Genomic DNA, 19,857 nt, shown 5'->3' with positions numbered 1-19,857 from the left:
CGATGGCGGTGTATCAGGGGGTGAATCAGTGGCTGATACACCGCCATCGCAGGCAAGCCAGCTCCCACAGTGGAGCTGTGTCACATTAGAAGAGATCGATCGGCGCCGCCTCATCCGCCGGCAGCGGGCTGCCCGGTGCAACGCCGTTGCCCAGCTCGTTGACCGACGGCGGCGTGTCTTCGCTCTTGAACAGCTCGAAGTACGCATTCGGCGTGCTGGGTGATGCTGCACGGCCGCTGACCGGGTCGATCCGCAGGCTGAGAATACCTTCCGGCTCAGCCTGGGTATGCAGCGGCTTGTCCTTCAAGGCCGCGCCCATGTAGCTCATCCAGATCGGCAGTGCGACGGTGCCACCAAACTCACGGCGGCCCAGGCTTTCCGGTTGGTCGTAGCCGGTCCACACGGTGGTCACGTAGTCGGCGTTGTAGCCGGAGAACCAGGCATCCTTGGACTCGTTGGTGGTACCGGTCTTGCCGGCGATATCCGCGCGACCCAAGGCCAGGGCGCGGCGGCCGGTGCCTTTCTTGATCACGTCTTCCAGAATGCTGTTGAGGATGTAGGTGGTACGACCATCCACCACACGCTCGGCCACTGCTGGTGCCTGTGGCTCGGCGGGCACGGCGGCATTGGCGGCCGTTGCTGCGCCTGGCGTCGGCTCAATGGTGATGCCGCCGTTGTTCGGTGCTGCAATGCCATCGGGTGCAGCCACACCGTTTACCACGTCGCCCGGCACGCGTGGCGGGTTGGCGGTGAACAGCGTGTCGCCATTGCGGCTTTCGATCTTGTCGATCAGGTACGGCGTGATCTTGTAGCCGCCGTTGGCAAAGGTGCTCCAGCCGGTAGCAATTTCCATCGGCGTGAGGGTCGCGGTGCCCAGCGCCAGGGACAGGTTCGGCGGCAGATCCGACTTGGCGAAGCCAAAGCGTGTCATGTAGTCGATGGTCTTGCCCACGCCCATCGCCTGCAGCAGGCGGATCGAGACCAGGTTGCGTGACTTGTACAGCGCCTCGCGAATACGGATCGGGCCGAGGAAGGTATTGGTGTCGTTCTTCGGGCGCCAGACCTTGTCCAGGTACTCGTCGACAAACACGATCGGTGCGTCGTTGACCAGGCTGGCGGCGGTGTAGCCGTTATCCAGCGCGGCGCTGTAGACAAACGGTTTGAAGCTTGAGCCCGGCTGGCGCTTGGCCTGGGTGGCGCGGTTGTAGTTGCTCTGCTCGAAGGCAAAGCCGCCGACCAGCGCACGGATCGCACCGTTCTGCGGGTCCAGGGACACCAGAGCGCCCTGGGCCACAGGCACTTGGCTGAATTTCAGGCTGTCGTCTTTCTGGCGTTGCACGCGGATCAAGTCACCGACTTGCGCCACGTCCGACGGCTGCTTGGGCATCGGGCCCATGCTGTTGGTGTTCAGGAACGGGCGTGCCCATTTCATGCTGTCCCACGACACATGGCCTTCGCCGCTGCGGGTGAGCACTTGCACGCCATCCTTCTTCACCTGAGTGACGATGGCGGGTTCCAGGCCGCTGATCGGGCGCTGTTTACCCAGCTCGGTGGTCCAGGCGCTCAGGGTCTTGCCCGGCAGGCGCGATTCGGGGCCACGGTAGCCATGGCGCTGGTCGTAGGTCACCAAACCGTCGCGTACTGAGTTATTGGCGATTTCCTGCAGGTTGCTTGGAATGGTCGTGGTCACGCGGAAGCCTTCGGTGTAGGCCTCGCTGCCATAACGGCCGACCATCTCGGCACGTGCCATTTCAGCGATATACGGCGCATTCACTTCCGGAGTCGGCACGTGGTAGCTGGCGTTCAGCGGCTCGGCCACGGCGCTCTCATAGGCGGCCTGGTCGATTTTGCCCAGCTTGTACATGCGCCCCAGGATCCAGTCGCGACGCTCCTTGCTGCGCGCCGGGTTGGCCAGCGGGTTGAAGCGCGACGGCGCCTTGGGCAGGCCGGCGATCATTGCCATCTGCGCCAGGCTGGCATCACGAATCGACTTGCCGTAGTACACCTGCGAAGCGGCTTCGATCCCGTAGGCGCGATTGCCCAGGTAGATCTTGTTGACGTACAGCTCAAGGATTTCGTCCTTGGTCAGCTGACGTTCGATCTGCAGCGCCAACAGGATTTCGGTGGCCTTGCGCGAAAAACTGCGCTCGCTGGTGAGGAAAAAGTTCTTCGCCACCTGCATGGTGATGGTGCTGCCGCCGGATTGAATGTGTCCGCTTTTTACCAGCTGGGTGGCTGCGCGCACCAGGCTGCCTGGGTCGACGCCGTAGTGGTTGGCGAAATTATCGTCTTCAGCCGAGAGCAGGGCGTTGATGAAGTTGGGTGGAATGTCGGCGAAACGGATCGGTGTGCGGCGCATTTCGCCGAACTCCGCGATCAGTTTTTCATCGCTGCTGTAGACCCGCAAAGGAATCTGCAACTGGATACTTCTGAGTGCCTCTACTGAGGGCAAACCCGGACTAAGGTAGAGGTAGGCCCCGCTGAGTACGAGCAGCAGCCCGCAGACGATCGCGACAATGGAGTACCCGAAAAACTTCAGCAGACGAATCAAGGCTTTTGGATTTCCAGAGAAAAGAATGAGTTACGCGTCGGGGCATGCATGGCAAACGATGGATCGACCCGAGCAGCAGGAAAAAGCGGGAAAAAACGCTGGGCATTAAAGCATTTTCGGCCTGGGGCGTCATTCGTGGCGGCCAAACAAGTCGACCGAATGCACGATTCCCAGCGGCAATCAGGCGGTATGACAGGCAAAGTTTTAGGGAGTTTTATGAGAAAGGGATTTTTCAGGCGCAAAGCCGACACCCTGCTGGGTGTCGACATCAATGACACCGGAATCAAGCTGATTGAACTGGACCACACCGCCGGCGCCTACAGCGTCAAGGCATACGTCGCGCAGGGGCTGCCCGCCAATGCGGTCGTCGATGGCACGTTGTTGGACCTTGAAGGGGTGGGGCAGGCACTGCAGCAGGCATTGTCCCGGTTGCACTCGTCCGTCCGGCAGGCGGCGGTGGCGGTATCGGGGCCATCGGTCATCACGCGGGTGATCGACATGGAGGCGGGGCTCAGTGACGAAGAGATGGCCTGGATGATCCAGATGGAAGCCGACCAGTACATCCCTTACCCACTGGATGACGTCGCCATCGATTTTCAGGTGCGCGGCCCCTTAGCTCAGGACTCGGCGCGGGTCGAGGTGGTGCTGGCTGCGTGCCTGAAGGAGCAGGTCGAGGCCCGCGCAGCGGTTTTGGCCCTGGCCGGGCTGGTTGCGCGGGTGGTGGATGTCGAAGGGTTTGCATTGGAGCGCGCTTGCCGTCAGGATTTCGCCAGCTTCATGCCGGGCCATCGAGTCGATGGCGCACAATGGGCCGTGGATGCCCACGGGATGGGAATTGCTTGCGGGCTGGCCCTGAGGAGTTTCGCTGGATGACACGAATCAATCTTTTGCCTTGGCGCCAGGCGCAGGCAGAACGGCGGCGCAAGTACTTCCTGATATTTCTGCTGGGGTTCGCCGGTGTGGCACTCGCGGCGGTGTGGCTGGCGAACCAGGTCATCGATCAGGCGATCGACCGGCAAGTGACACGCAACAGCCACCTCAACAAAGACGTCGCCATCCAGGACTCGCGCCTCAAGACCATCGATGACTTGCAGGAGCAGAGCCAGCAATTGGCCGCGCGAATGAAGGTCGTACAGGACCTGCACGAATCTCGCTCGGCCGGCGCCCAGCTATTGGACCAACTCGCCCGTGCCGTGCCCGATGGGGTGCACCTGCATGAGGTGGTTGCCAAGGGCAATACGGTGAGTGTCAGTGGCAGTGCCGAGTCCAGCCAGGATATCGCTCAACTGATGCGCCGCCTCGAGGCCTCTGAAGGTGCCCACGCAACCCGGCTGCAGCACGTGCGTGCGCAAGGCCAAGGCGGAGGCAACGAATTCCAGTTGATGGTGCGCCAAGGGGAATCCACCGAGGCCCAGCCTTGAGCCTGCCCAGGCTCGACTTTTCCACGCTTTCTCACAACGCTGCCAAATGGCCCCTACCGGCCAAGCTTCTGCTCGGCTGCGCGCTGGGGGTATTGGTGTGGGTGGTGGGCGATGGATGGCTGCTGGCTCCGGCACGTGAACAGTTGCAAGGGTTGCAAGCGCAGACGCTGATGTTGCAACAGCAACTTACGCAAAAGACCGGCCTGGCCGCCGATCTTGAGGTGCGTGCCCATCAGGCCCAGGGAGCCCAGGCGCAGGTTGCCGAGCTGTTGCGGCAGTTGCCCGGCGAATCGGACGTGCCGGGCTTGCTCGAAGACATGGCGCGGCTGGCGGCGGCCAACGGTTTGGTAGTCGAAGGTGTCACGGTACTGGATGAACAGACGCAGCCGTACTACATCGAGGAGCCGGTACAAGTCGGTGTGTTGGGTGCCTACCACGACCTGGCGAGCTTCGTGACTGCCCTGGGTGGTTTGCCGCGGATCGTCACTGTGCAGGATGTGGTGCTTCGGTCTGAAGGGGCGTTATTGCGCCTTGATTTGCTGGCCAAGACTTACCGTGGCCTGTCCGCGCGCGGCAAGCCTGGAATGGCTGTCGAGCAGGGGGCGCACTTTGTCTACGACGCAGCGTTCCAGCGTGACCCGTTCCAGCCGCCTGCGGCGCAGGTCGACCATATGCCGGGCCAACCCGCTCTTGCGCCGGACTTGGCGCGCAAGCGCGGCCCACTGGAAGGCCTGGCTGTCGACCAGTTCGAAATGGTCGGCACGCTTTCAATCGATGCAGTGTCGGTCGAAGCACTGCCCCATGGCCTGCAGGCCTTCGCCCTGCTGCGCACATCTTCTGGCGTGCACCGGCTGGCGGTCGGCGACTACCTGGGGCCTAACCATGGCCGGGTCACGGCCATTCATTCCGGCCACATCGAACTGGTCGAACTGTTCCCGGACGAACAGGGCGCATGGCTTGCGCGTTCGCGAACCCTGGTTTTAAACGTCAACTCATAACGGAATCAAACAATGAAAAGGACTTTCTCGTCCTTCGGTGTGGCGCTATGGATAGCGTTCACGGCACCGATGGCATTTGCTGTGCCCAATCGCGTCGATCTGATCCAGCTGCCGCCTCCTGGCAGCGTGGTTCCCAGTGGCGCCTACAACGGCGACACGCTGACCCTCAACTTCCAGAACATCGAATTGCGCGCCGTGTTGCAGCAAATTGCGGATGTGGCCGGGCTTAATCTGGTGGCCAGTGATGAAGTGCAAGGCTCGATCACTTTGCGGCTCAAGGATGTGCCCTGGGACCAGGCGCTGGATCTGGTGCTGCAAACCAAAGGCTTGGATAAGCGCGTGAAGGCCGGCGTTTTGCTGGTGGCACCCGCCGAAGAATTGGCGGCCCGCGAGCTGCTGGCGCTGGAGTCGCGCAAGCAGATGGAAGAGCTGGCGCCCTTGCGGCGCGAGCTGTTGCAGGTCAATTACGCCAAGGCGGCGGACCTGGCCAAGTTGTTCCAGTCGGTGACAGGCGTTGACGGCTTTACCGATGAGCGCGGCTCGGTGGCGGTGGATGATCGCACCAATAACATCATCGCCTACCAGACCCGCGAGCAAATTGACGAGCTGCGGCGCATCGTGGCGCAGCTGGATGTACCGGTACGCCAAGTGATGATCGAGGCGCGGATTGTCGAGGCTAATGTCGATTACGACAAAAGCCTGGGCGTGCGCTGGGGCGGGCGGCTCAATCGCGGCAACTGGGGCGCGGGCGGTATCAGCAAACCGTTGGCCAAGGGTGCGGAGCCACCGGAGAATCCGCCCAGCTCGCCGTTTGTCGATATGGGCTCGCTGGCCGGTACGTCTGGCTTGGGCATCGCTTTTATTACCGACAACCTGTTGCTCGACCTGGAACTGACGGCCATGGAAAAAACCGGCAACGGCGAAATCGTCTCACAGCCCAAGGTGGTCACGTCCGACAAGGAAACCGCGCGCATCCTCAAGGGCACCGAGATTCCTTACCAGGAGTCCAGCTCGCGTGGCGCCACCTCAGTGTCGTTCAAGGAGGCCTCGCTGTCGTTGGAGGTGACCCCGCAAATCACCCCGGATGGCTGGGTGATTATGGAGGTCAAGGTTACCAAGGACGAGCCGGACTACCTGAACAAGCTCAACGACGTACCGCCGATCAAGAAAAACGAGGTCAACGCCAAGGTGCGGGTCAAGGATGGCGAGACCATCGTCATTGGCGGGGTTTTCTCCAATACCCAAAGCAAAGTGGTAGATAAAGTGCCATTTTTGGGCGATGTGCCGTATCTTGGCCGCCTTTTCCGGCGCGATGTGCTGGCGGAGAAAAAATCCGAGCTGCTGGTATTCCTGACTCCGCGTATTATGAATAACCAGGCGATTGCTGTGAGTCGTTGATTCTGTGCGAAATTTGATTCTTGTAGGACCGATGGGGGCTGGAAAAAGCACCATCGGCCGTTTGCTGGCCAAAGAGCTGCGCCTGCCGTTCAAAGATTCCGACAAGGAAATTGAATTGCGCACGGGTGCCAATATCCCATGGATCTTCGATAAGGAAGGCGAGCTGGGCTTTCGCGACCGCGAGCAGGCGATGATTGCCGAGCTGTGCGGCTGCGATGGCGTGGTATTGGCCACCGGCGGCGGTGCAGTGATGCGCGATGAAAACCGCCGGGCGCTGCATGCCGGTGGTCGCGTGGTTTATTTGCATGCATCGGTCGAGCAGCAGGTGGGGCGTACCGCCCGCGATCGCAATCGCCCATTGCTGCGCACCGCAGACCCGGCAAAAACCTTGCGGGACTTGCTCACGCTGCGCGATCCGCTGTATCGGGAAATCGCCGATCTGGTGGTCGAAACCGATGAGCGGCCGCCTCGAATGGTGGTTCTCGACATTCTTGAGCGTTTGCAGCAATTGCCACCCCGTTAAAGCCAGGCCCGAAATGCGCTATTCTCGGCGGCGCGCCATCATCCTCCGGGGTATGGCGCAGAGCCATCAGGCGACGAAAATCCGAGCGTTGCCGATCGTACATATTTCTTCACGCGGGGACACATGCAGACACTTAAGGTCGATCTAGGCGAGCGCAGCTACCCAATCCATATTGGCGAAGGTTTGTTGGACCTGCCCGAGTTGCTCGCACCGCATATTGCCGGTCGGCAAGTGGCGATCATCTCCAATGAAACGGTCGCGCCGCTGTATCTTGAGCGTCTGAGCCGCAGCCTTGCGGCCTACTCGGTGATTTCGGTGATCCTGCCCGATGGCGAGGCCCACAAGAACTGGGAAACCCTGCAACTGATCTTTGACGGCCTGCTGACTGCACGGCATGACCGACGTACCACGGTGGTCGCCCTGGGCGGCGGCGTGATCGGCGACATGGCCGGCTTTGCCGCAGCGTGCTACCAGCGCGGCGTGGACTTTATCCAGGTGCCGACCACCTTGTTGTCCCAGGTCGATTCGTCGGTGGGCGGCAAGACCGGCATCAACCACCCGCTGGGCAAGAACATGGTGGGTGCGTTCTATCAACCACAAGCCGTGCTGATCGACACCGCGACCCTCAACACCTTGCCGCCGCGCGAGCTGTCGGCCGGTCTGGCAGAGGTCATCAAGTACGGGCTGATTTGTGACGAGCCGTTCCTGACCTGGCTCGAAGAACACATGGACGCCCTGCGTGCCCTGGACCAGGTGGCACTGACCGAAGCGATTTCCCGTTCATGCGCCGCCAAGGCGCTGGTGGTGAATGCCGACGAACGGGAGTCCGGTGTGCGCGCCACCCTGAACCTGGGCCACACCTTCGGCCATGCGATCGAAACGCACATGGGCTATGGTGTGTGGTTGCACGGGGAAGCCGTGGCGGCTGGCACAGTAATGGCACTGGAAATGTCGCAACGCCTGGGCTGGATCAGCGCCCAGGAGCGTGATCGCGGCATCCATCTGTTCCAGCGCGCCGGCTTGCCGGTTATTCCGCCGGAAGAGATGACCGAGGCGGATTTCCTCGAACATATGGCAATCGACAAGAAAGTGATCGACGGTCGCCTGCGACTGGTGCTGCTGCGCCACATGGGTGAAGCGGTAGTGACCGACGATTATCCGAAAGAGATTTTACAGGCCACGCTGGGAGCGGATTACCGCGCCCTGGCCCAGCTTAAAGGTTAATAAGATCCCGATGACTAGTTTGCATGCCGACGAGGCGTTCCTCGGCCACTACCAGTTAAGCCACGACCCTTTTGCTCCACGGGTGCCTGGCTTCAAATTTTTCCCTGCCCAGCGCAAGCCGGTGCTCGGTCAGTTGCACCACCTGGCGCGCTACAGCCAACTGTTGTTGGTTGTGACCGGCCCGTTGGGCAGTGGCAAGACCCTGCTGCGCCAGGCGCTGGTTGCCAGCACCAACAAGCAATCGGTACAGAGCGTGGTGGTATCGGCCCGTGGTGCCGGTGATGCAGCCGGCGTACTGCGCCAGGTTGCCCAGGCGCTGAACGTTGCCAATGCCGAGCCGAACGCGATCCTCAAGCAGGTTGTGCAGTTGGGCCTCACCGGCCAGGAAGTCTACTTGCTGGTGGACGATGCCGAGCAGCTCGACGAATCCGCCCTGGAAGCGCTGCTGGCGCTGGCGGCGGGTACGCCGGAAGGGCGCCCGCATGTGTTCCTGTTTGGTGAGTCGTCCTTGATCGCCGATCTGGAGCAGATCAGCGGTGAGCAGGAGCTGTTTCACGTCATCGAATTGCAGCCGTACGAAGAGGAAGAAACCCGCGAATACCTGGCTCAACGCCTCGAAGGCGCCGGTGCCGGTATCGAACTTTTCACGGCAAATCAGATCTCTGATATTCACGAAAGCGCAGGCGGCTGGCCTGGCACCATCAACCAGGTTGCCCGCGATGCCTTGATCGAAGCCATGATTGCCAGCCGCTCTGCGGTTAAGCGTCCAAAGATGGGGTTTACTATGCCTAAGAAGCACGTATTGGCGATTTCTGCCGTGGTCGTGGTCGCTGTCGCTGCTGCCTGGTTGATCCCGGGTCGCAGCAAGGCACCCGCCACCGCCGGCGCGCCAACCGAACAGGCGCAGTTGCCACTGGGCAAGCCCACGCCAAATGTCGAATTCGCCAACTCCGGCCAACCTACCAACCTGCCGATGGTCGGCCAGCCAGTCATGCGCGGCCCGCTCGCTGAAGCCGCCGGTGGTATCTCCGAAGGTGACGACGGTGTGCCGGTGGAAGGCTCCAGCGCCACGCCGCCAACCGTAACCACCACCGCACCGCCTGCCGGCGTTCCGGCTGGCCCGGCAGCTGCTCCAGTTGCCAAGCCGACGCCAGCGCCGACCGTTGCCACTGCCAAGCCTGCTCCGGTTGCCAAGCCTGTCGCGCCTGCGCCAGTGGCCAAGCCGGCACCGGCCGCCAAGCCTGCTGAAAAACCTGCCGCTGTTGCCAAGGCCGCTGCGCCTGCCGCCGCCGGCAGCAGCTGGTACACCAGCCAGCCAACCGGTAATTTCGTCGTGCAGATCCTGGGCACCAGCTCCGAAGCCAACGCCCAGGCGTTCGTGAAAGAGCAGGGCGGCCAGTACCGTTATTTCAAGAAAGTGCTCAACGGCAAGCCTCTCTACGTGATCACGTACGGCAACTTCTCCAGCCGTACCGCAGCGGAATCCGCTATCAAAGCCTTGCCAGCGAAGGTTCAGGCTGGTAAACCTTGGCCTCGCACTGTTGCCAGCGTTCAACAAGAACTCGCAACAAGTCGCTGAAGATTCGGCGGCCTTACCCAGGCCGCCTCTCCCGGCACCTCAAAATTAAAACCGCAAGTGCGTGCTGCCCTCAAGGCCGCGCGCCCTGCGGTGTCTGCGTCACAGTAGCTTTTGAGTCGTAGCGGTCAGAATTAAAAAAGTTTTGACTAGCACAGCATATCGCTTTAAACCTTTCATAAATGCGACATAGATTTGCGACATTTCGTCGCTAAATTTGTGAGCGTTCGTGTCGGTGTGTACAATGACCTCCCTTTTGCCCCCGCTAAGCCGGCGTACGTTCGGCGTGGAAGGTAACCGGTTGAATTGAAAAGAAATTTGCCTCGATATAAGAGGCAGCCTGGTGAGAAAGTGTCTATGAAAGCAGGTCTGTACCAACCCGATGAATTCAAGGATAACTGCGGTTTCGGCCTGATAGCCCACATGCAGGGCGAGCCCAGTCATACCCTTTTGCAAACGGCCATCGAGGCCCTGACCTGCATGACCCACCGCGGTGGGATCAACGCCGACGGCAAGACCGGTGACGGTTGCGGCTTGCTTATTCAAAAACCCGACCAGTTCCTGCGCGCTGTCGCAAAAGAGCAATTTGCTGTCGACCTGCCAAAGCAGTACGCCGTGGGCATGGTGTTTTTCAATCAGGACCCGGTAAAAGCCGAGGCCGCTCGCGAGAACATGAACCGCGAGATCCTGGCTGCTGGCCTGCAACTGGTGGGCTGGCGCAAAGTGCCGATCGACACCAGCGTGCTCGGCCGCCTGGCCCTGGAGCGCCTGCCGCAGATCGAACAAGTGTTCATCGCAGGCGATGGCCTCAGCGATCAGGACATGGCGATCAAGCTGTTTACCTCGCGTCGTCGTTCATCGGTGTCCAACGCCGCCGACACCGACCACTACATCTGCAGCTTTTCGCACAAGACCATCATTTATAAAGGCCTGATGATGCCGGCGGATTTGACCGCCTTCTATCCAGACCTGAGCGACGAGCGCCTGCAAACCGCAATCTGCGTGTTCCACCAGCGCTTCTCCACCAACACCCTGCCGAAATGGCCGCTGGCTCAGCCATTCCGCTTTCTCGCCCACAACGGCGAGATCAACACCATCACCGGCAACCGCAACTGGGCCGTGGCCCGTCGCACCAAGTTCGCCAACGATTTGATGGACCTCGAAGAGCTCGGCCCGCTGGTTAACCGCGTGGGTTCCGACTCCTCCAGCATGGACAACATGCTCGAATTGATGGTCACCGGCGGCATTGACCTGTTCCGTGGCGTGCGCATGATCATTCCGCCTGCGTGGCAGAACGTCGAGACCATGGACCCGGACCTGCGTGCGTTCTACGAGTACAACTCGATGCACATGGAGCCGTGGGACGGCCCGGCCGGCGTGGTGATGACCGACGGCCGCTACGCGGTGTGCCTGCTCGACCGTAACGGCCTGCGCCCGGCGCGTTGGGTGACTACCACCAACGGTTTTATCACCCTGGCGTCGGAAATCGGCGTGTGGGACTACAAGCCTGAAGACGTGATCGCCAAAGGCCGTGTAGGCCCGGGCCAGATCCTGGCCGTGGACACCGAAACCGGGCAGATCCTCGACACCGACGCCATCGACAACCGCTTGAAGTCGCGTCACCCGTACAAGCAATGGCTGCGCAAGAACGCCCTGCGCATCCAGGCGACCATGGAAGACAACGACCACGGTTCGGCTTTCTACGACGTCGACCAGCTCAAGCAGTATATGAAGATGTACCAGGTCACGTTCGAAGAGCGCGACCAAGTGCTGCGTCCGCTTGGCGAGCAAGGCTATGAGGCGGTCGGCTCCATGGGCGATGACACGCCAATGGCCGTGCTGTCCCAGCGCGTGCGTACGCCGTACGACTATTTCCGCCAGCAGTTCGCCCAGGTGACCAACCCGCCGATCGACCCGCTGCGTGAAGCCATCGTGATGTCGCTGGAAGTGTGCCTCGGTGCCGAGCGCAACATCTTCCAGGAATCGCCTGAGCACGCCTCCCGTGTGATCCTCAGCTCGCCGGTCATTTCCCCGGCCAAATGGCGCTCGTTGATGACCCTGGAGCGTCCAGGTTTCGACCGCCAGATCATCGACCTGAACTACGACGAGAGCCTCGGCCTTGAAGCCGCTGTGCGCAACGTCGCCGATCAGGCCGAAGAGGCTGTGCGCGCCGGTCGTACCCAGATCGTGCTGACCGACCGTCACATCGCGCCAGGCAAGCTGCCGATCCACGCCTCCTTGGCCACCGGCGCGGTGCACCACCGCCTGACCGAAAAAGGCCTGCGTTGCGACTCCAACATCCTCGTGGAAACGGCTACTGCCCGCGACCCGCATCACTTCGCAGTGTTGATCGGTTTCGGCGCCTCGGCGGTTTACCCGTTCCTGGCCTACGAAGTGCTCGGTGACCTGATCCGTACCGGTGAAGTGCTGGGCGACCTCTATGAGGTGTTCAAGAACTACCGTAAGGGCATCACCAAGGGCTTGTTGAAGATCCTGTCGAAGATGGGCATCTCCACCGTCACCTCGTACCGTGGCGCACAGCTGTTCGAAGCCATCGGCCTGTCCGAAGAAGTTTGCGAGTTGAGCTTCCGTGGTGTGCCAAGCCGTATCAAGGGCGCACGTTTCGTCGACATCGAAGCCGAACAGAAAGCCCTGGCAGCCGAAGCCTGGAGCGCGCGCAAGCCGATCCAGCAAGGCGGCCTGCTGAAGTTCGTACACGGTGGCGAATACCACGCGTACAACCCGGACGTGGTCAACACCCTGCAAGCCGCCGTGCAGCAGGGCGACTACGCCAAGTTCAAGGAATACACCGCGCTGGTGGATAACCGCCCGGTGTCGATGATCCGTGACCTGTTCAAGGTGAAAACCCTGGACACGCCGCTGGCCATCAGTGAAATCGAGCCATTGGAATCGATCCTCAAGCGCTTCGACTCCGCGGGTATCTCTTTGGGCGCCTTGTCGCCTGAGGCCCACGAAGCCCTGGCCGAAGCCATGAACCGCCTGGGTGCGCGTTCCAACTCCGGCGAAGGCGGCGAAGACCCGGCGCGCTACGGCACCATCAAGAGTTCGAAAATCAAGCAAGTGGCGACGGGTCGTTTCGGTGTAACGCCGGAATACCTGGTCAACGCCGAAGTGCTGCAGATCAAAGTCGCCCAGGGCGCCAAGCCCGGCGAAGGCGGCCAGCTGCCAGGCGGCAAGGTCAACGGTCTGATCGCCAAGCTGCGTTACGCAGTGCCGGGCGTCACCCTGATTTCGCCGCCGCCGCACCACGACATCTATTCGATTGAAGACTTGTCGCAGCTGATTTTCGACTTGAAACAAGTCAACCCGCAGGCATTGGTTTCGGTGAAACTGGTAGCAGAAGCTGGCGTCGGCACCATCGCCGCCGGTGTGGCCAAGGCCTATGCCGACCTGATCACCATCTCCGGCTATGACGGCGGCACCGGCGCTTCGCCGCTGACTTCCATCAAGTACGCTGGCGCACCATGGGAGCTCGGCCTGGCTGAAACCCACCAGACCCTGCGCGGCAACGACCTGCGCGGCAAGGTGCGGGTGCAGACCGATGGCGGCCTGAAAACCGGCCTCGACGTGATCAAGGCCGCGATCCTCGGCGCCGAAAGCTTCGGCTTCGGTACTGCGCCAATGATCGCCCTGGGCTGCAAATACCTGCGCATCTGCCACCTGAACAACTGCGCCACCGGCGTCGCCACTCAGAACGAGAAGCTGCGCAAGGATCACTACATCGGCACCGTCGACATGGTGGTGAACTTCTTCACCTACGTCGCCGAAGAAACCCGTGAGTGGCTGGCCAAGCTGGGCGTGCGTTCGCTGGAAGAGCTGATCGGCCGTACCGACCTGCTCGACATCCTCGAAGGCCAGACCGCCAAGCAACAGCACTTGGACCTGACGCCGCTGTTGGGCAGCGATCACATCCCGGCAGACAAGCCGCAATTCTGCCAGGTGGACCGCAACCCGCCGTTCGACAAAGGCCTGCTGGCCGAGAAGATGGTCGAAATGGCCAGTTCCTCGATCAATGACGCCAGCGGTGGCGACTTTGCCCTGGATATCTGCAACTGCGACCGTTCGATCGGCGCACGCATCTCCGGCGAAATCGCGCGCAAGCACGGCAACCAAGGCATGGCGAAAGCGCCGATCACCTTCCGCTTCAACGGCACAGCCGGCCAGAGCTTTGGCGTATGGAACGCCGGCGGCCTGCACATGTACCTCGAAGGTGACGCCAACGACTACGTGGGCAAGGGCATGACCGGCGGCAAGCTGGTGATCGTTCCGCCTAAAGGCAGCATCTACAAGACTCAGGACAGTGCCATCATCGGCAACACCTGCTTGTACGGTGCCACCGGTGGCAAGCTGTTCGCTGCCGGTACTGCCGGTGAGCGTTTCGCCGTGCGTAACTCCGGTGCCCACACCGTGGTGGAAGGCACTGGCGATCACTGCTGCGAGTACATGACCGGTGGCTTTGTCGCGGTACTGGGCAAGACCGGTTACAACTTCGGTTCGGGCATGACCGGCGGTTTCGCCTATGTGCTTGACCAGGACAACACCTTCGTCGACAAGGTCAACCACGAGTTGGTCGAGATCCAGCGGATCAGCGGCGAAGCCATGGAGTCCTACCGGAACCACTTGCAGCACGTGCTGGACGAGTACGTCGAGGAGACCGGCAGCGAATGGGGCCGTAACCTCGCCGAAAACCTCGATGATTACCTGCGTCGTTTCTGGCTGGTCAAGCCCAAGGCTGCCAACCTGAAATCGTTGCTTTCCAGCATCCGTGCCAACCCGCAGTGATATGCGCCTGAAGAGTTTGATGAGGTTTTAACATGGCTGAACGTCTGAATAACGACTTCCAGTTCATCGATGTCGGGCGCAAAGATCCGAAGAAGAAACTGTTGCGTCAACGCAAGAAAGAGTTCGTGGAAATCTACGAACCCTTCAAACCCCAGCACTCGGCCGACCAGGCCCACCGCTGCCTGGGTTGCGGTAACCCGTATTGCGAATGGAAGTGCCCGGTGCACAACTTCATTCCCAACTGGCTCAAGCTGGTGGCCGAGGGCAACATCCTCGCTGCCGCCGAGCTGTCGCACCAGACCAACACCCTGCCGGAAGTCTGCGGCAGGGTTTGTCCCCAGGACCGTCTGTGCGAGGGTGCCTGCACCCTTAACGACGGCTTCGGCGCGGTGACCATCGGTTCGGTGGAGAAGTACATCACCGACACCGCGTTCGCCATGGGTTGGCGCCCGGACATGTCCAAGGTCAAGCCGACCGGCAAGCGCGTTGCGATCATCGGTGCAGGCCCGGCGGGCCTGGGCTGCGCCGACGTACTGGTGCGTGGTGGCGTGACCCCGGTGGTGTTCGACAAGAACCCGGAAATCGGCGGCCTGCTGACCTTTGGTATTCCCGAGTTCAAGCTGGAAAAAACCGTGCTGAGCCACCGTCGTGAAGTCTTCACCGGCATGGGTATCGAGTTCCGTCTCAATACCGAAATCGGCAAAGACATCACCATGGAGCAACTGCTCGCCGAATACGATGCCGTGTTCATGGGCATGGGCACCTACACCTACATGAAGGGCGGCTTTGCCGGTGAGGACCTGCCGGGCGTGTATGACGCGCTCGACTTCCTGATCGCCAACGTCAACCGCAACCTGGGCTTTGAAAAGTCGCCGGAAGATTTCGTCGACATGAAAGGCAAGAAGGTCGTGGTACTGGGCGGTGGTGACACCGCGATGGACTGCAACCGCACCTCGATCCGCCAGGGCGCCAAGTCGGTGACCTGTGCTTATCGTCGTGACGAAGCCAACATGCCCGGTTCGCGCAAAGAGGTGAAGAACGCCAAGGAAGAAGGCGTGAAGTTCCTCTACAACCGCCAGCCGATCGCCATCGTTGGTGAAGACCGCGTTGAGGGCGTGAAGGTGGTCGAGACCCGTCTCGGCGAGCCGGACGCCCGTGGCCGTCGCAGCCCCGAGCCGATCCCGGGTTCCGAAGAAATCATCCCGGCTGATGCCGTGGTTATCGCCTTCGGTTTCCGTCCAAGCCCGGCGCCGTGGTTCGAGCAGTTCGAAATCCAGACCGACAGCCAGGGCCGCGTGGTAGCCCCGGAACAAGGCCAGTACAAGCACCAGACCAGCAACCCGAAAATCTTCGCCGGTGGCGATATGGTGCGCGGCTCTGACCTGGTAGTGACCGCGATCTTCGAAGGCCGCAACGCCGCCGAAGGCATCCTGGACTACCTGCAAGTTTGATTTGAAACACGGTCAACGGTGGGAGCTGGCTTGCCTGCGATAGCGATAGTGAATTCACCACCGCCATCGCAGGCAAGCCAGCTCCCACACAAACCCCATTCCAGATAGGGTTTGGTGGTGTCTGTCATACCGCAAGACACCGCGACAAATTGACCCGATAGACAAAAGGCACGGTTCACTCCGTGCCTTTTGCGTCGCGCTCTGAGAAAATGCCCGCACTTTTTTTGCGGATGCCGACATGACTGCCCTCAAGAACGACCGTTTCCTTCGTGCCCTGCTCAAGCAACCCGTAGACGTCACGCCCGTGTGGATGATGCGTCAAGCCGGTCGCTACCTGCCGGAATACCGCGCCAGTCGCGCCAATGCCGGCGACTTCATGAGCCTGTGCATGAACCCGGAGTTCGCCTGCGAAGTCACGATGCAGCCGCTGGACCGCTATCCACAACTGGATGCGGCCATCCTCTTCTCCGACATCCTCACCATCCCTGATGCCATGGGCCAAGGCCTGTATTTTGAAACCGGTGAAGGCCCGCGTTTCAAAAAAGTCGTCAGCACCCTGGCCGACATCGAAGCCCTGCCGATCCCGGACCCGCACAAAGACCTCGGCTACGTGATGGACGCTGTGAGCACCATCCGCCGCGAGCTTAACGGCCGCGTGCCGCTGATCGGCTTCTCCGGCAGCCCGTGGACCCTGGCTACCTACATGGTCGAAGGCGGCTCGTCGAAAGACTTCCGCAAGACCAAGGCCATGCTCTACGACAACCCGCAAGCCATGCACCTGCTGCTGGACAAGCTGGCGCAGTCGGTTACCAGTTATCTCAACGGCCAGATCATGGCCGGCGCGCAAGCGGTGCAGATCTTCGACACCTGGGGCGGCAACCTGTCGTCGGCGGCGTATCAGGAGTTCTCCCTGGCTTACATGCGCAAAATCGTCAGCGGCCTGATCCGCGAACACGAAGGTCGCAAAGTGCCGGTGATCATGTTCACCAAAGGCGGCGGCCTGTGGCTGGAAAGCATTGCTGATGCGGGCGCCGATGCACTGGGCCTGGACTGGACCTGCGACCTCGGCGAAGCCCGCCGTCGCGTCGGCAACCAGGTGGCGCTGCAAGGCAACATGGACCCAACCGTGCTGTACGCCAAACCGGAAGCGATCCGCACCGAAGTCGGCCGCATCCTGGCCAGCTATGGCAAGGGCAGCGGCCACGTGTTCAACCTCGGCCATGGCATTACGCCGGAAGTGAACCCCGAGCACGCTGGCGCGTTCTTGCGCGCAGTGCATGAGCTGTCGGCGCAATACCACGAATAAAACGCAAACCTAATGTGGGAGCTGGCTTGTCGAATCGTCGCACCGCTGCGATAGCAGTAGTGAATTCACTATTGCTATCGCAGGCAAGCCAGCTCCCACATTAAAAGCAGGACCGCGTCAGGTTTTTACATTCCCCAGCGGCGGCAACTTCGCCAGCTTCAGCGCCACCAGCAGCGCACCCATCAGCAACGCCACGATAAACCCGCCAATTCCGTTCCACCCGGCAAAGTGCCAGAAGAACCCGCCCGCCGTCCCCGCGACACTCGACCCCACGTAGTAGCAGAACAGGTACAGCGACGACGCCTGCCCTTTGGCCTTCACCGCTCGCCGCCCAATCCAGCTGCTGGCCACCGAATGCGCGCCGAAGAAGCCGAAGGTGAAGATCAGCATGCCCGGCACTACCAGCCACAGCGGCGTGAACAGGGTCAGCAGCATCCCCGACAGCATCAAGACGATGGTGCCCCACAGTACGCGACGGCGGCCGAGACGGTCAGCCAGAGAGCCGATTTTCGCCGAGCTGTAGATGCCTGACAGGTACACCAGCGACAACAGGCCAACCACCGCCTGGCTAAGTTCGTAGGGCGAGGCCAACAGGCGATAGCCGATGTAGTTGAACATCGTCACGAATGCGCCCATCAACAGGAAGGCCTCGAGGAACAGCCACGGCAGGCCCGCGTCCTTGAAGTGCATGACAAAACCGTTCACCAGGTTACGCGGCTTCAGGCTGCTGGCGCGGAAGTTGCGCGATTCAGGCAGGATTTTCCAGAACACCGTGGCTGCGATCAGCGCCAGCGCGCCGATGATCAGCATCGCGGTGTGCCAGCTGACAAAGTCGATCAACACGCCGATGATCAGGCGCCCGCTCATGCCGCCAATCGCGTTGCCGCCGATGTACAAGCCCATGGCCAGGCCAATGTGCTGAGGGTGGATCTCTTCGCTCAGGTAAGTCATCGCCACGGCGGCCAGGCCGCTTAGCGACAAGCCCACCAGCGCACGCATCAGCAGAATGCCTTCCCAGGTCGGCATCAAGCCGCTGGCGATGGTCGCCAGCGCGGCACAGAACAGGGCTGAAACCATCACCGGCTTGCGCCCCAAGCGGTCGGAAATCGGTCCGGTAATCAGCAGGCCCAGCGCCAGCATCGCCGTGGCGACCGAGAGGATCAGGCTGCTTTGCGCCGCATTGATGGAAAACTCGTGGGATAACGCCGGCATCATCGGTTGCACGCAGTACAGCAGGGCAAAGGTGGCAAACCCGCCGGAGAACAGCGCGAGCACCGTGCGCATGAACATCGGCGTGTCTTTTTCGATGTACGCGTCATTGAGCTGGGCGACCACCTCATCCAAGGCGGTAGGCGGGACTTCTTGAGCGAATGGCGCGACAGCAGATTTCACGGGGACCTCGGGGAGGAAAAGCCTGCCAGGACTGGCAATACGAAAAAGAATATAGCTGCCTAATGATTCTTTCCAATATATTGTTCGACCTGTTTAAGAGCTTTTACGACCTAATGAGGTTTGCATGGAATTGCGTCACTTGCGGTACTTCATTGCCGTCGCCGAAGAGCTGCATTTTGGCCGCGCCGCGCAGGTGCTGGGCATCTCTCAACCGCCGTTGAGCCAGCAGATCCAGGCGCTGGAACAGGAAGTCGGCGCACGCTTGTTTGAGCGCACCAATCGTCGGGTTGAGCTGAGCGAGGCCGGCCGATTGTTCCTGCACGAGGCGCGTTTGGTGTTGGCGCAGGTGGATAAAGCCGCCGACGTTGCCCGCCGCGCGCAATTGGGGGAGTTAGGCGAACTGAAGATCGGCTTCACCTCGTCGGCGCCATTCAACGCCAGCATTCCACAGGCGATCTTTGCGTTTCGTAAAGCCTTCCCGGCGGTGCACCTGAATTTGCAGGAAATGAGCAGCACCGAAGTGGCCGAGTCGCTGGTGGATGAGTCGATTCAGGTGGGCCTGATGCGCCCGCTGCCGTTGCCGGATTCTCTAAGCGTGATCGAGTTGATGCGCGAGCCGTTGGTTGCGGTATTGAACGCTGGCCATCCGTTGGTGGAAGGCAGCGAGCGCGGCCTGCACCTGGCGCAACTGGCCGAAGAGCCGTTTGTATTTTTCCCGCGCACCTACGGCAGCGGCCTCTACGCTCAGCTGCTCAACCTGGCCCGCGATGCCGGCTTCAGCCCGCACTTCGCCCAGGAAGCTGGAGAAGCGATGACCATCATCGGCCTGGTGGCGGCGGGGTTGGGGGTGTCGGTGCTGCCGGCGTCTTACCAGCGCATCCGCATTGATGGCGTGGTCTATCGCACCTTGCTCGATCGGGAGGCCGTGACGGCGGTGTGGCTGGTGCAACGCAAGGGTGCGCAAACGCCAATGGCCAAGGCCTTTGTGGAGCTGCTGACGCGCCAGGCGATCTTATAGTCGAACACGGTCAAAAGTGGGAGCTGGCTTGCCTGCGATGCAGGCGCCTCGGTTTATCAGAAAAACTGAGGTGATCCCATCGCAGCATAGGTATCTACACAACCGGTTAACACGAAGTCTGTGGCAGGTGGGCTGTTGTGGCGAGCAGGCTTGTCCTGCGTTGGGCTGCGAAGCGGCCCCAGTACAGGCACTGCAA

The 19,857-nt window shown here is 61.1% G+C and carries 13 protein-coding genes; 11 read left to right on the top strand and 2 right to left on the bottom strand.

From position 1 onward, the window contains the following. Positions 1 to 85 precede the first annotated feature (85 nt). Entirely contained in the window at positions 86 to 2,548 is a 2,463-nt protein-coding gene (locus tag GIW48_RS28590) for a penicillin-binding protein 1A (protein ID WP_395601007.1), read from the bottom strand. Positions 2,549 to 2,767: 219 nt separating this feature from the next. On the opposite strand from GIW48_RS28590, the gene pilM reads away from it, so the two are divergent. From pilM to hemE, 10 genes are all read left to right on the top strand, one after another. Next, complete coding sequence (gene pilM, locus GIW48_RS28585) at positions 2,768 to 3,424, top strand: type IV pilus biogenesis protein PilM (protein ID WP_099548046.1); 657 nt, start codon at positions 2,768 to 2,770, stop codon at positions 3,422 to 3,424. Beyond that, on the top strand, positions 3,421 to 3,972 hold the full coding sequence (locus GIW48_RS28580; RefSeq protein WP_017138570.1) for a PilN domain-containing protein: 552 nt from the start codon (positions 3,421 to 3,423) through the stop codon (positions 3,970 to 3,972). The genes pilM and GIW48_RS28580 overlap by 4 nt, the downstream gene beginning before the upstream one ends. Next, positions 3,969 to 4,970: a pilus assembly protein PilP gene (locus GIW48_RS28575; protein WP_236462193.1), complete on the top strand. Its 1,002-nt coding sequence runs from the start codon at positions 3,969 to 3,971 to the stop codon at positions 4,968 to 4,970. Before GIW48_RS28580 ends, GIW48_RS28575 begins: the two co-directional genes overlap by 4 nt. Before the next feature lie 69 nt (positions 4,971 to 5,039). Beyond that, complete coding sequence (locus tag GIW48_RS28570) at positions 5,040 to 6,368, top strand: type IV pilus secretin PilQ (protein ID WP_236462195.1); 1,329 nt, start codon at positions 5,040 to 5,042, stop codon at positions 6,366 to 6,368. A gap of 4 nt (positions 6,369 to 6,372) precedes the next feature. Continuing rightward, entirely contained in the window at positions 6,373 to 6,891 is a 519-nt protein-coding gene (gene aroK, locus GIW48_RS28565; protein WP_017138567.1) for a shikimate kinase AroK, read from the top strand. 123 nt (positions 6,892 to 7,014) lie between these two features. Next, on the top strand, positions 7,015 to 8,115 hold the full coding sequence (gene aroB / locus GIW48_RS28560) for a 3-dehydroquinate synthase (protein ID WP_017138566.1): 1,101 nt from the start codon (positions 7,015 to 7,017) through the stop codon (positions 8,113 to 8,115). Between the two features lie 10 nt (positions 8,116 to 8,125). Then, the gene (locus tag GIW48_RS28555; protein WP_177034866.1) at positions 8,126 to 9,694 is read left to right on the top strand and encodes an AAA family ATPase; all 1,569 of its coding nucleotides are present in this window, start codon (positions 8,126 to 8,128) and stop codon (positions 9,692 to 9,694) included. A gap of 354 nt (positions 9,695 to 10,048) precedes the next feature. Then, on the top strand, positions 10,049 to 14,494 hold the full coding sequence (gene gltB, locus GIW48_RS28550; protein WP_099548050.1) for a glutamate synthase large subunit: 4,446 nt from the start codon (positions 10,049 to 10,051) through the stop codon (positions 14,492 to 14,494). Positions 14,495 to 14,526: 32 nt separating this feature from the next. Continuing rightward, the gene (locus GIW48_RS28545) at positions 14,527 to 15,945 is read left to right on the top strand and encodes an FAD-dependent oxidoreductase (RefSeq protein WP_003187920.1); all 1,419 of its coding nucleotides are present in this window, start codon (positions 14,527 to 14,529) and stop codon (positions 15,943 to 15,945) included. 238 nt (positions 15,946 to 16,183) lie between these two features. Continuing rightward, positions 16,184 to 17,251, top strand: coding sequence for a uroporphyrinogen decarboxylase (hemE, locus tag GIW48_RS28540; protein WP_034117349.1), 1,068 nt, complete (start codon positions 16,184 to 16,186; stop codon positions 17,249 to 17,251). A gap of 117 nt (positions 17,252 to 17,368) precedes the next feature. Here hemE and GIW48_RS28535 read toward each other — a convergent pair whose 3' ends face one another. Then, a complete protein-coding gene (locus GIW48_RS28535; RefSeq protein WP_268935070.1) occupies positions 17,369 to 18,595 on the bottom strand; it encodes an MFS transporter in 1,227 nt (408 codons plus the stop codon). A gap of 172 nt (positions 18,596 to 18,767) precedes the next feature. On the opposite strand from GIW48_RS28535, the gene GIW48_RS28530 reads away from it, so the two are divergent. Next, complete coding sequence (locus GIW48_RS28530) at positions 18,768 to 19,661, top strand: LysR family transcriptional regulator (RefSeq protein ID WP_017138561.1); 894 nt, start codon at positions 18,768 to 18,770, stop codon at positions 19,659 to 19,661. Positions 19,662 to 19,857 lie beyond the last annotated feature (196 nt).

The sequence above is a fragment of the Pseudomonas sp. PA-6-3C genome (genome assembly GCF_021605825.1).
Classification (GTDB): domain Bacteria; phylum Pseudomonadota; class Gammaproteobacteria; order Pseudomonadales; family Pseudomonadaceae; genus Aquipseudomonas; species Aquipseudomonas edaphica.
Note: the sequence above shows the minus strand (reverse complement) of the source record. Positions and strands in the feature narration are given on the sequence as shown.

Excerpts from the sequence above, each read along its gene's own strand:
- GIW48_RS28530 (WP_017138561.1), top strand. The coding sequence starts at position 18,768 with ATGGAATTGCGTCACTTGCGGTACTTCATTGCCGTCGCCGAAGAGCTG.
- aroB (WP_017138566.1), top strand. The coding sequence starts at position 7,015 with ATGCAGACACTTAAGGTCGATCTAGGCGAGCGCAGCTACCCAATCCAT.
- GIW48_RS28580 (WP_017138570.1), top strand. The coding sequence starts at position 3,421 with ATGACACGAATCAATCTTTTGCCTTGGCGCCAGGCGCAGGCAGAACGG.
- GIW48_RS28545 (WP_003187920.1), top strand. The coding sequence starts at position 14,527 with ATGGCTGAACGTCTGAATAACGACTTCCAGTTCATCGATGTCGGGCGC.
- gltB (WP_099548050.1), top strand. The coding sequence starts at position 10,049 with ATGAAAGCAGGTCTGTACCAACCCGATGAATTCAAGGATAACTGCGGT.
- GIW48_RS28570 (WP_236462195.1), top strand. The coding sequence starts at position 5,040 with ATGGCATTTGCTGTGCCCAATCGCGTCGATCTGATCCAGCTGCCGCCT.
- hemE (WP_034117349.1), top strand. The coding sequence starts at position 16,184 with ATGACTGCCCTCAAGAACGACCGTTTCCTTCGTGCCCTGCTCAAGCAA.
- pilM (WP_099548046.1), top strand. The coding sequence starts at position 2,768 with ATGAGAAAGGGATTTTTCAGGCGCAAAGCCGACACCCTGCTGGGTGTC.
- GIW48_RS28555 (WP_177034866.1), top strand. The coding sequence starts at position 8,126 with ATGACTAGTTTGCATGCCGACGAGGCGTTCCTCGGCCACTACCAGTTA.